Consider the following 11748-nt stretch of genomic DNA (forward strand, 5'->3'; position numbering starts at 1 on the left):
CAGAAGTGTTATGTAAGAAGGAGACTTTACGAAGTTCTGAAACACCAGACATACTGGCCGTCACCGTCACCTTCTACCTTAGTTATGTAAGAAGGAGACTTTACGAAGTTCTGAAACAATTGGCTTTTGGCAGGGATTCGCCGGCAGTGCCACCCAAGGTTATGTAAGAAGGAGACTTTACGAAGTTCTGAAACCCCCTGAGCGTCACTGTTTCGCCCACCTTGTGCCGAGTTATGTAAGAAGGAGACTTTACGAAGTTCTGAAACATTTGTTTGGGAGGATTATATGAGCCCTCAGATCTTTAAAGTTATGTAAGAAGGAGACTTTACGAAGTTCTGAAACGAAACATTGTTTTGGCGTATTTTTTCGCTATTTTTTCTGTTATGTAAGAAGGAGACTTTACGAAGTTCTGAAACGTTTCAAATTATTGTCAAAAAGACAATAGAGCAGGGGAGTTATGTAAGAAGGAGACTTTACGAAGTTCTGAAACACCTTTTTGGCGCAGGTGGTGCTTCAGAAACTTGATGTTATGTAAGAAGGAGACTTTACGAAGTTCTGAAACGGAAACATAATCCAGTGGTTGGTCATCTCCCCAGCTTTGGTTATGTAAGAAGGAGACTTTACGAAGTTCTGTTCAGTATTCTCCGTACAATTTAAAGAAGAAAAATGTCTTAGTGGCTCTTGTTCGTAAGCGCAGTGTTGTGTAGGTGCACAGAACGGCCTCTTTTTGTTTCCATTCCTGTCGTTCTACATATCACATATAGCAGGTTTTTTATCCCTTTTCCCCCGATAAAACCCTCCACTGTGTGTTTCAATCATCCCTGTTTCGTGTAATTCTTCTGCGGTGTACGTATCAATGTCCTTTTTCTCATGCAGGCAGGATGGGAACGCAAGGGGAGAGGGCGCCAATTTTTGTAACTGCAGGGCGATTGCGTCATGCAGTGCAAACAGTGTAAAGGAGGAGGTCCATGAAAAAGTTTTATCTGTTCGGGTTGATACTGGGATCCGCCGTTATCATGTCCTGCGCTCCTGTGACGGTTTCGAAGTGCAGAACGGACTACACCTACGACGGCGATAAGGTCCAGAGTGAGTACCGGGAGTGCATTACCCAGACGCCGGAAAAGATGCCGCCGATTCACCTGAAGCATCAGGAACTTTATGAATAGTTGGTGGTCTTTCAGGGGAAAGGGGGTGATCCTTTCTGAATCCCCCTTGGTCCCCCTTCAGCGAAGGGGGAGGTGGTTTAAGGAGAGATTGATATGAAAAACGTGCTTGTGATCCTGCTGGTCCCATTGTTGTTCTGTGCCTGCGCGACGGCGGGGAAAGAGATCGACCTGACCACGGTCCACGACAAAATCAGCGTGAACCAATCGACGAAGGAAGACGTCCGGGCACTCTTTGGAGAGCCCCTTTCGAAGAGTTTTGATGCCGAGAATGAAAGCGAGATCTGGCACTATGCCTATGTGAAAAAGAATATCACCGGGGCCGGCCTGATCGAGCACACCTTCCGGATCGGATCGGAATGGAAGACGAAGACCTCGGTCGTTGATTTCTATTTCCGGAAGGGTGTCGTTGTCGACATCAAGAGCGAAAGCTCGCAGACGAAGAAATTCCATCTCCAATAATCCGCATCTGAAGCGATTACTCCGGTTTATCCCTCGCCCACACGGGTATTCCAGGGGCGGATCCTGATCCCTGGAATACCCGGAGACAACTCTTTTCTCCATTCATATCCCGGATTTTCAGATTGATCTTTGCTCTCCGGTTTTCCCCGGAAAATTTTCGCGGGGAGAAACAAAAGTCCTCTTTTCCCCGTCTTTATATCAAGAATTTCATGATTCATTTTGCAGGTGGCACTGGACGTATCAAGGTTCATGGCCGGGGTGATTGCATTTCGAAAGTAGAGATCGGAACCCTGTCTGTGTCTTATCCCAACGAAAAGGAGGTGAGTACGCTTATACGGTTTGTCCCATTTGGGACTTGTGTGTTTAATTAAAACGAAGAAACAGAAAGGACGATGTTATGAAGACACTGTGGATTGCAGTACTCTTTCTCTTCGGAAGCGTTACAATGGCGAATGCCGTACCTCTGGCAGGCGGGCTGGGTGGAACGGCAGGCTACGGCGAGCATCAGCTTGCCGACAACGATGACGGATCGACGTCTTTCATAGATCTTTCATCGGTTTTCGATAACGGCATGAATTTCTACGGAACGACCTATACCGGGCTTTACCTCAACAACAATGGTAATGTGACGTTCTCTGCCCCGTTGTCTACGTATACTCCATACAGTATGACGGGATCGACCGCCAACCCGATTATTGCTCCTTTCTTTGCGGATGTCGATACAAGGGGAAGTGGAGACGTCTATTGGGACGAAGATACGGTGAACGGCATTTTTACGGCCACATGGAATGCCGTTGGTTATTTTTCGTACCATACAAATCCTCTGGATTCGTTCCAGTTACGGTTGATCGATCAGGGTGGCGGCGACTTTGGCATCGAATTCAGATATGCCTCCCTGGGATGGACCGTAGGGGATGTGAGTGGCACGGCGTATGCCAGGGCCGGCTACAATTCCGGCAATGGGACCGATTATTACGAGCTGCCGGAATCAGGGAATAATGCCGCCATGCTCGATCTGGTCAACAGGAGCAATGCCGGGACGGATGGTCTGTTTCAATGGCAGGTCAGAAACGGCAACCCGGCGCCGGTCCCCGAACCGGGCTCTATGGCTCTGATGAGCATCGGCCTCGCCGGCCTCTTCTCCCTCCGCAGGCGGCAGGCTGCCTGATCCCTTCGGACCGGGGTTCACAGTCGCAAACGGACCGGCATCTCCGGATGCCGGTCCTTCCTGAACCCTGCGTCAAATGAGCCCCCGGTTTTTCAGGGTATGACCCTTTCCGGGGGGGCGATTCCTTCCAGTTCCTCCATTGTGAATTACGAATCAAAATGTTTTCTCTCATTTCAGCCCCTTTCCCGGAGCCGGGAACGCCCTGTATCCATCCCTCTGTTCCGGCAGCGTAATCCTTTATGAGAAAGATTTTGAAAAAGATGACGGGTTATGATAAATAATGTTATCTTTCTGTTGACGGCAGGCCGGTCATTGTCGGCGGAGGATAGGATAAGAGTAAGCTTGGTTATCGTTTTGAAGGATGTGTAGTGGAGCCGATTTTATGTTCTCCATAGAGAAGCTGGACGCGCATCATATCCTTGCCCAGATCGGCGAGGATGTAACGGTCATGGCCTCCGAGGGACGTCTCCCAGCTTTTTTCGGGAGGGAGGAGGAGCTTGCCCGGATGGTCAAGATCCTCGGGCGGAGGCGGAAGTGCAATCCCCTGATCCTGGGGGGGGCCGGTGTCGGGAAGTCTTCCCTTTGTTATGCCCTGGCCGACCGGATCGTGAAGGGGAAGGTTCCTCCCTGGCTGGTTGGCCGCAAGGTGATCCGGACGAGCTTCTTCGAGATATGGGGTTCTCTTCTCCATTCGGATGAGGCCTTTGCCGAATATGCAAGGATCCTCAAAAATGTGCTGAAGCAGTGCCGGGAGAATCCGGTTATCCTCTTCATGGACGAGTTCCATACCCTGGTGAACTTTCCCGTCAGCTCCAATGTGATCAAGCCCGCTTTGGCCGACGGTTCCCTCCACATGATCGCTGCGACGACCCTTCGTGAGTACCGGCGAGATCTTGAAGGGGACGAGGCGCTGACCCGCCGTTTTGTTCCGATCATGCTGGATGAACCTTCTCCGGCGGAGACCCGGAGGATTCTTTCTTCTTTGAAGAAAAGTTATGAAGAAGACTATCCGGTTTCCATCGGGGATGATTTTGTGGACGAGGTGGTGGATCTGACGGAGACCTATCTGCCGGGGCGCAACCAGCCGGACAAGTCGATCGATCTTCTCGAACTCTCCTGTATAGAGACGGTCTATGATCGTTTGAATGGAGGGGGTGGCGGGGAGCGGATGTCTGTGACCGAGGATACGGCACACCGGGTGATTTCATCAATGACGGGGATCCCGGAGGAGATCGTGGCGGGGAAGATGGACCGTCTCGAAAGTTTGACGAAGCTGCTGTCGGATCGTTACTCCGGGCAGGAGGAGGCCTTGAAGCCTATCGCTTTTCGCCTGGCTTTGACCAAGTCGCGGGTGGGAATCGACGCGCACCGGCCCGACGGCATCTTCCTCGTGGCCGGTGAACGGGGCTCGGGAAAAACGGAACTGGCAAGAACTGTAGTTGATTTTCTCTCAGAGGACCCGGAAGAGGATTTCCTCTCCATCGATATGGAGGTCTATGGTGACTTTCATTCCTTCGTAATGTTGATGGGAGGAGGTCCGGGGCGGTCTTCTCTCCTGAGCGAATTTGTCCGGAACCGGCCGACCGGTGTGATCCTTCTCAGAAATTTCGACCGGGCGGACAAAAAGGTCCTGTCGATTCTTCGCCAGATCTTTGAAACCGGGAAAGGACGGGATTACCAGGGGAAAGAGCTAGTTTTCGATCATGTGACCTTTTTCCTGACGACGAGGGTCGGTTTCGAGGAGAAAAAGCCGATCGGAATTGTTTCAGAGTGTGAAAATGTGGCGTGGGAACAACAGGAAGATGCCGTGCTGGATGGACTTGGTGAGGTCTTTCCGGAGGATTTTCTTTCTTCCGTGGATGAGCTGATCGTGCTGAAACCGGTTTGCGAAGAGATGATTCGCTCCCTTCTGGATAGGAAGATAGAGGCCTGGTCCCGCCAGGTCGGAAAGACCCTTCGAATTGAACAGCTTTTGAAAGACCTTCTTCTGGAAATCCTCGTCAAGGAAGAGTCTCCCGCTCATGCTCTTTCCCGCGTATTCGACCGGGAAGTGGGAGAGGACCTTCTGCGATTGCGGAGAAGCCGGGAGTGGGAGGAACTCGAATCGGTGGAGTTGAAGCGGGACGGTGAGGCTTAGCACGGGCTGGACGATTTGTGAAGATTATGGCAGGGAAACAAAAAAAACGGGATCAACGTCTATTGGAAGAAGACCTGCAACTCGTCCGGAATATGACGGATGAAAACAAAGAGGTCCGGGAAGAAGGATGGCGGATATTCTATGAACGGTATTATGCTGTACTGGAACGTAAAATTATCAGCTCGCTTCGGAATGGATATATGGTTGATAAGGCCTGGGACTCTTTTCTTGACCGGATCATGAGAAATGACTTTGAGAATCTCAGAAAGTATGAAGGCAGGGGGTCGCTGGCAAGCTGGCTGTATCAAAGTCTGGCTTGGGCGATGAAGGATGTTCTCAGAAAAGAGGGAAAACTGTCGGCAGGGTCGGTCTCTTTTGAGGATGTGCAAAAGGTGATTCCGGAGGATACCGCAAAGGATGGTCATATTGACGAGGATGCTGTGATGGCGAAGGATGCCGGCCGATCTTCTCAGAGGAGGCCTGAGCCTGAGTGTGGACCCAATCAGGGAAATGATCTGGAGAATGATTTGCGTGTTGCCTTCAGTCAACTTCCTGATATGGAGCGGTGGGTTTTTTCCCTTCGTCATTATGATGTGCTCGGGTTTCCTGAGGATGAGATCAGAAAGCTGGCTCAGTATATAAATCGCGATGCTGTTGAGGTGGCAGCGATGATTGATGATATTTTCCTCGACGGGGACCTCCTTTCCGGAAAACGAGAAAATGTAATGAAAGCGGAGGAAAAAGCGGTCCGTGATTTTTCTCGTCGGTTGGCTGCGGAATCGGAGCGATACATCGAATTGGAAGTTGAGGAGACTCCAGCACCGGACAATGAAGTGAAGACTGAAAACAAGTCGCAATCCGGGAAGAAAAGAGTGCCGGCCCTGATCAAAACACCTTACGATGTGATCAGTGGAATCCTCCAGGGAAGGAATGTGTCAACATTGCACGGTGATGTACGAAAGGCGAAAAATAGACTGAAACAGTTTCTGCAGGAAGAGGGATATAACATTTAGAGAGTCTGCCATGATCAGAGAATATGAACCACCGGAACATCCTTCCCGAAAGTCTTGGGAAGAATTTATCGAGAGGGAAGGATATCTGGAGGAGAACTCTCAAGAGATGATGCACATCCAGGAGTGTCGGGTGTGCCGTGAAAGGGTTTCCCAAATCCTTGAAGGGGATCGTTTTCTCCTGGACCGGCTTGCAGATGCCCTCCATCCTGAAAGGATGATCGATCCGGAAAAGGGGGAAACCTGTTTCGAAACGAAAGATCTATGGGACTATACGGCCTGGCGATTATCCCGGGATGCCGGGGATGAGAGAGCCGATTCCTCACCGGAGAAATATAGTTTTTTTGATGATCATATCAATGAATGTGATCGTTGTCTGAAAGAATTTCGAAGAATCCGTAAGATCCAGAGCCGACTCAGGAATTCCTGATCCTTCCCTTTCCTTGCAGGGGGCCTTACGGCTTCCTGCTTCTTGTCATGATTTTCTGCTCCAAAAGGCCCCAATCGGGGTCTTTTTTTTCTTCTGAAAAAATCTTCCGTGAAACATTTTCATTCTTTTGCACGTCTTACGAATGAATTCGTGAGTGTCCAGAAACGAAAATGCCATTTATAGCCGATATTGTGACCAATCAAAGAAGGAGGAGCCGTCCATCGTGAGTTTATCGGAATATCTCGATCTATATAATCCTTATGGAGATTTTGTGGATGAGGAGGATTGCGTGCTTCGGGATTTCGGGGAACGGTTGCGCATACTGCGCAAAAAACGGTGTCTGACGCAGCAGATGTTAGGGGAACGGGCCGGGGTTTCCTACAAGTACCTGGGAGAGATCGAGCGGGGAGAGAAGAACCCTTCCGTGACGATTCTCTTCAAACTGGCGGCGGCGCTGGAAGTGAATCCGGCCGAACTGGTCTGCGTCCTCGACGGAGGCTGTGCCGACTGTCATTATTCACGGGTGCAGTTGCGGCGGGTCAACGAGATCCTGATGGAACGGGATCCCGAGACGTTGAAGCGGATCGTCCGGGTCTTGACGGTCTGGTTCGGGGAGGAGAGATGAAAAAATTTGTTTTTGTGGTGCATCCCCGGAATTATGAGGATGTGGTGCGAGTATTTCCGTTTTTCAGGTATCTTCCGGAAAAGGCGGTTGTACGGGGAATCCGCCTGACCCGTCCCTTTCCCCGGTTATGGCTCTGTTCCTCCTTCGATGTGCTGGGGAAGGTGAGAGGGCATATCCTTGCTGCTCCCCTGACGGCGGAACAGATGCTGACCCGGAATCTGCGGGAGGTTCGGAGGGTGATTCTCCATACCGTCCTCTATGCTCAGGAAAAACTGCGGGCGGAGGTGATCGGGCTCGGGGCGCTCACCGCCTCAGTGACGAACGGCGGAAAGTGGCTGGCGAAGCGTTCGGAGGTCCGGGCAGCGGTCACCCACGGTGATACCTTCGCCGTGGCGGTCGCCATGGAAGGAATCGGGGCAATCCTCCGGAAGAAGAGGGGGGCCGTCGCTGTGACGGGCGCGACCGGGATTATAGGCAGCGCCCTCGCCCGGCTCCTTGCAAAGAAGGACCGTCCTCTCATTCTCCTCGGACGCAACCGGCGAAAGCTCAAGAGCCTGGCCGCCGGACTCAACGGCGTCCGGAACCTGACAATCTCCACCGATCTTGCTGTTTGCCGGGGGGCGGAGATTGTGGTCGCCGCCACCTCTCATTCGGATACGATCCTGAAGGGGGAACACCTGCGGAAGGGGGCGGTGATCTACGACGTCTGTCAACCCGAAGCGGTTTCGTTGGTACTCCTCCGAAAGAGGCCGGACCTCGTCCGGATCGACGGCTCCCTTGCCGCCATTCCCGGGGTTGACCCCGGCTTTGCGATGGGACCGCCGAAGGGTACGACTTTTGCCTGTCTGGCGGAGACCATGCTCCATGCGCTGGAGGGGAAACGGGAAGACCGCGTCGGGCCGATCGATGCGACCCATATCGATAATCTCCGGACGGCAGGGAAGAAGTACGGTTTTGTACATGCGCCGTTTACCTGTTTTGGCCGGCCCTTGAATGGGAAGCTACATTAGATTTCCTTCGGTAGGTGTGTTTCCTGAAAGGAGGGATCGGGATGGATGTGTAACCTGCCGGATTTTTACGGAGGTGCAGGTTGGAGAAATGGATGATCGGGGAGCCGACGGGGATGATCACGGTCCAAACGTCCGCGACAGGAGGAAAATGATGAGCAAAGAGGAATCATCAAAGAACCACAAGGATCTAAAGGAACATGGGATCATCTATCTTGCCGGCGGCATTGACGAAAGCCTTTCGGAGAATGTGTGCAAGGAAATCATCGAATACAATATTTCCGGGAAAGTCGAGTGTATCCAGATGATTATCAACTCCCACGGCGGCAGTTGTACGGATGGATTCGCCATTATCGATATCATGGAGTGGTCCCGCCTTCCTGTCTATACAACCGGGATCGGTATGATCTGTTCCATGGCTCTGCTGATTTTCATGACAGGGGCTAAAGGGCGGCGGGTCATTACTCCCAGGACCTCCATATTGTCTCACAGGTATTCAACCAAGACGCAGGGAAACCACAGCCAGTTGCTGGCGGATCGGAAAGAGCAGGATCTGATGCATGAGCGGGTTGTGGATCATTATCTCCACAACACCCATATTGATACGAGAGAGAAATTGGAGGGATATCTCCTCCGGGATGTGGATACCTGGCTTTCAACCGGGGAGGCGCTTGAATACGGCATCGCTGACATCGTAGAGCCGTTGAGCCGGGACGGGCTTGAAATAAAAATGAAAAAGAAGACTTCCGGGAAGAAAAAGAAAGACAGGAAAGATACGGATAAAACACCGGTCTTGTTCGGAAGGCAGGTGCTGGGTTAGATCCGGGATGTTTGCCTTACAGAAAACTGACTGACGTGGAGGTGCGGGTGGAAGAAAAAGTGAGAACGTTATTCCGTGAAATCGAGTGTTGCCGTGATGCATTCATGGACTGCGAGAGGATGTCTCAGGATCTTCCCATTCATGCAGTAAAGGGGTATGTCGACTGGGTGCTGGAGGGACTTCTCGATGTCTGTGGCGATTATGAGAGAAAGTACGGCAGGAATGTTGTGCAACTGGAGGTGGTCCGGGAACGATTTCAGAAAGAATTCTTCTCAATCGATGCGATAGGCCGGAGTCCTTTCCTGCGGCAGTGCTTCCTCAAGCCCTATGGTTATTCCGGTGATTTCAGAACGATCGACATGATCTACCGGAACCGGCCTGCTCCGGATGGTGTGGTAACCCATGTGGAACGCTTCGCATATGATGCACCTGCCTGCCGTGCCGTACGGAACCGCAAAGAGTTTCTGAAAGAGAAAGTCCGGGAAGAAAAGTGCATGAAGAGGGAACTTTCGATCTTGAATCTCGCATCAGGGCCTGCTCGTGAGATCGCCGAGCTGGCCGAAGAAGGGACCCTGGATGAGAACTGCCGGGTGATCAACATCGACCATGAACCGGAGGCTCATGACTATGCCATGGGACTTCTGAACGGGGTGACGAAACAGACCGGGATAGACTACATTGTGGAAGACGCCTATCGTTTCTCCCTGCGGAAGGACAACCTCGACCGCTACGGCGCACAGGACCTGATCCTCTGCGCCGGACTCTTCGACTATCTCGATGATGCCTGGGCCGTCCGGGTGTTGCGTGCGCTTTTTGCGCTTCTCCGGGAAGACGGGATTCTGATCGTCGGGAATTTCAGTCATGAAAATCCGTCGAGGACACTCATGGAGTGGTTCGCCGATTGGAAACTGATCCACCGTGATGAAGAGACCTTTGCCGGGCTCTTTCGAAAGGCCGGGATCACCGATATGGTCATTGAAAAGGAGTCTCTCGGGGTCAACCTCTTCGGTGTCGCGGGAAAAGGCTCAACCGTGAAACCTTTTCCGGATGATGCCGCTTGAGGGTATCTATAACGATCAACATTTCCAATGAAACTGCTTGGAAGCAGGGAGGCGGCCGGTGGAACGAAGCAATCCGCAACAATCCATTTTACGGATTCTGTTCGTGGAGGACAACCTGGAGCGGGAGAAGATCTTCCGTTCATGGCTGCCGGATGACATTTTGCCCGTCTTCGCCGTCAGCGCCGGACAGGCCCTCGGGGTGATCCGGCGGGACCGGGGACGGGTCTACGCCGGAATCGCCCTCGATTTTGATCTGCCGGAAAGAGCCCGGACCAGTGATGACAAGTACCGAAGCGGCCGGGATGTGATGAAGGCGATCATGCAGTTTATCCATAAAGATACGGCGATCCTTGTTCACTCCATGAATTCGAGCCAGTCTGTTTCCGTGGCGAATACCCTCTCCGGCGCCGGATTTGCCGTGGACCGAATCCCCATGGCCTTGCTGACCCGGGGACGGTTCCATGACTGGATTGATTATGCCAGGGAGATCTGGTCGGACCGGCAGGAGGGGGAATGAAGAAGAGAAGATGGGAATTTTCGGGCTGGCCGGCATCGGCGCGACGATGTAAACGATTTTTTCTGACGGATCCGTCGCAGGGAAGGTGCGGGAGGCCCGGACCCGGAACCGTCCGGAAGAGGGGATGGCTGTCGTCTTTCAGACGGCTGACGGTTCCCGGACCGTGATTGATTGCAGAGGAGGATTGTCGTGAAGGAACTGTACGGAACATTTTCCGAATGGCTCGATATTGTTGATGACCGGGACCGGGTCGTCGGACGGATGAGGCGGGCGGAAGTCTATCGATTCGGCCTGACGAATTTCCGGGTTGTCAATGCATTTCTGGAAAACGCCGAAGGGAAGCTCTGGATCCCCCGCCGGACGGCAGAGAAGAAACTGATCCCCCTGGGTCTCGATACGAGTATGGGGGGCCATGTTAAGAGTGGTGAGACCTATGAGGAGGCCTTTGCCCGGGAGTTACAGGAGGAACTCGGTCTGGAGTTGATGAACGTCAATTGGAACGAGATCGGCTATCTTTCTCCCCACATGGACGGAGTCACTGCCTTCATGAAAGTTTACCGTATTGAGATGGACAGCACACCCCCCTATAATCGTCATGACTTTATCGAAGCCTTCTGGCTGACCCCGAAGGAAATCCGGAAGAAACTCAACGAGGGGGATTGCGGCAAGGATGATCTTTCACGGCTACTGGACCGGTTTTATGGAGATTGAGAGGATTTCAAAAGGGATCATCGAATAGATTGAGTCATTGGCATTTCTGCAAAGAATAATCAGATGAGATGCCCCGATGGGGAGAAGTCGGGTCGCGTGTTCGCAGAGTCTGTTTCAATCACCCGGGGAAAGGTTTTGGCTTTTTCCGTGTCTTGAAGACCTTCAATGCGTCGCTCTGGAAAATGGATCCTCGACAGGAGGATTCCGCCTATATAAGCGTCTTCTTTCGAGATGACAAGCTTCCAAGGCTTGGAGGTGTGTAAATATTTTCCACAATCGTGCAAAACTTTTCACAATAGTGGAAAATGTTTTCCCTCTCCACCGACATAACGGTCTTGCCTGGAGCCTTCATTTCAGGCAAAAAACCCGCTTTTATAAAGGGTTATCTCTTTTATGGGCCTTTCAGAGAAAAAGAGGTATAAATATTGCTTGTAATTGAAGGGGGGGTATGACTTAATCCTTTACAAGGAAAATTACGGAAAAGGGGGGGCGAGGAGGAAGAGCCATGAAAAAGATTATCGGAGTTATTGTTGCGTTTGTTGTTTTGTGCCTCTTTTCTGCCGTTTGGCAGGCGGAGGCGATCCCGTTCCCGGGGTTATTGAAGTTCAACGGTACCAACACTTGGTGGTGCCAGGAC

Annotated in this window: 12 protein-coding genes and 1 CRISPR repeat array; all 12 genes read left to right on the forward strand. The window is 51.9% G+C overall.

Annotation, left to right across the window (positions count from 1 at the left end; genetic code table 11):
- The first annotated feature begins 7 nt into the window (after positions 1–7).
- Positions 8–637: direct repeats of the CRISPR family, unit length 36 nt; unit sequence GTTATGTAAGAAGGAGACTTTACGAAGTTCTGAAAC.
- Positions 638–968: 331 nt separating this feature from the next.
- The 12 genes from GXP58_07470 to GXP58_07525 all read left to right on the forward strand — a co-directional run bounded on the left by GXP58_07470 (position 969) and on the right by GXP58_07525 (position 11111).
- Positions 969–1166 (forward strand): hypothetical protein, encoded by a 198-nt coding sequence (locus GXP58_07470; GenBank protein NOY53442.1) that lies wholly within the window; start codon positions 969–971, stop codon positions 1164–1166.
- Positions 1167–1259: 93 nt separating this feature from the next.
- Positions 1260–1625 (forward strand): hypothetical protein, encoded by a 366-nt coding sequence (locus GXP58_07475; GenBank protein ID NOY53443.1) that lies wholly within the window; start codon positions 1260–1262, stop codon positions 1623–1625.
- 397 nt (positions 1626–2022) lie between these two features.
- On the forward strand, positions 2023–2793 hold the full coding sequence (locus GXP58_07480) for a PEP-CTERM sorting domain-containing protein (GenBank protein ID NOY53444.1): 771 nt from the start codon (positions 2023–2025) through the stop codon (positions 2791–2793).
- 382 nt (positions 2794–3175) lie between these two features.
- On the forward strand, positions 3176–4930 hold the full coding sequence (locus GXP58_07485; protein ID NOY53445.1) for an ATP-dependent Clp protease ATP-binding subunit: 1755 nt from the start codon (positions 3176–3178) through the stop codon (positions 4928–4930).
- Positions 4931–4956: 26 nt separating this feature from the next.
- Entirely contained in the window at positions 4957–5943 is a 987-nt protein-coding gene (locus tag GXP58_07490) for a hypothetical protein (protein ID NOY53446.1), read from the forward strand.
- Positions 5944–5953: 10 nt separating this feature from the next.
- Positions 5954–6370: a hypothetical protein gene (locus GXP58_07495; GenBank protein ID NOY53447.1), complete on the forward strand. Its 417-nt coding sequence runs from the start codon at positions 5954–5956 to the stop codon at positions 6368–6370.
- A gap of 223 nt (positions 6371–6593) precedes the next feature.
- A complete protein-coding gene (locus GXP58_07500; GenBank protein ID NOY53448.1) occupies positions 6594–6995 on the forward strand; it encodes a helix-turn-helix transcriptional regulator in 402 nt (133 codons plus the stop codon).
- Positions 6992–8005: a hypothetical protein gene (locus GXP58_07505; protein ID NOY53449.1), complete on the forward strand. Its 1014-nt coding sequence runs from the start codon at positions 6992–6994 to the stop codon at positions 8003–8005. Before GXP58_07500 ends, GXP58_07505 begins: the two co-directional genes overlap by 4 nt.
- Positions 8006–8153: 148 nt before the next feature.
- Positions 8154–8822: an ATP-dependent Clp protease proteolytic subunit gene (locus tag GXP58_07510; protein ID NOY53450.1), complete on the forward strand. Its 669-nt coding sequence runs from the start codon at positions 8154–8156 to the stop codon at positions 8820–8822.
- A 119-nt stretch (positions 8823–8941) separates the two neighbouring features.
- Entirely contained in the window at positions 8942–9883 is a 942-nt protein-coding gene (locus GXP58_07515) for a class I SAM-dependent methyltransferase (GenBank protein NOY53451.1), read from the forward strand.
- A gap of 58 nt (positions 9884–9941) precedes the next feature.
- On the forward strand, positions 9942–10400 hold the full coding sequence (locus GXP58_07520; protein NOY53452.1) for a hypothetical protein: 459 nt from the start codon (positions 9942–9944) through the stop codon (positions 10398–10400).
- Positions 10401–10661: 261 nt separating this feature from the next.
- Entirely contained in the window at positions 10662–11111 is a 450-nt protein-coding gene (locus tag GXP58_07525; GenBank protein NOY53453.1) for an NUDIX domain-containing protein, read from the forward strand.
- Positions 11112–11748 lie beyond the last annotated feature (637 nt).

This window comes from Deltaproteobacteria bacterium, assembly GCA_013151235.1.
Lineage (GTDB): Bacteria > CG2-30-53-67 > CG2-30-53-67 > CG2-30-53-67 > CG2-30-53-67 > JAADIO01.

Bases quoted from the DNA above. Each gene is read 5' to 3' on its own strand.
- GXP58_07470 (NOY53442.1), top strand. From the start codon at position 969: ATGAAAAAGTTTTATCTGTTCGGGTTGATACTGGGATCCGCCGTTATC.
- GXP58_07495 (NOY53447.1), top strand. From the start codon at position 5,954: ATGATCAGAGAATATGAACCACCGGAACATCCTTCCCGAAAGTCTTGG.
- GXP58_07490 (NOY53446.1), top strand. From the start codon at position 4,957: ATGGCAGGGAAACAAAAAAAACGGGATCAACGTCTATTGGAAGAAGAC.
- GXP58_07485 (NOY53445.1), top strand. From the start codon at position 3,176: ATGTTCTCCATAGAGAAGCTGGACGCGCATCATATCCTTGCCCAGATC.
- GXP58_07505 (NOY53449.1), top strand. From the start codon at position 6,992: ATGAAAAAATTTGTTTTTGTGGTGCATCCCCGGAATTATGAGGATGTG.
- GXP58_07515 (NOY53451.1), top strand. From the start codon at position 8,942: ATGTCTCAGGATCTTCCCATTCATGCAGTAAAGGGGTATGTCGACTGG.
- GXP58_07480 (NOY53444.1), top strand. From the start codon at position 2,023: ATGAAGACACTGTGGATTGCAGTACTCTTTCTCTTCGGAAGCGTTACA.
- GXP58_07510 (NOY53450.1), top strand. From the start codon at position 8,154: ATGATGAGCAAAGAGGAATCATCAAAGAACCACAAGGATCTAAAGGAA.
- GXP58_07475 (NOY53443.1), top strand. From the start codon at position 1,260: ATGAAAAACGTGCTTGTGATCCTGCTGGTCCCATTGTTGTTCTGTGCC.
- GXP58_07525 (NOY53453.1), top strand. From the start codon at position 10,662: ATGAGGCGGGCGGAAGTCTATCGATTCGGCCTGACGAATTTCCGGGTT.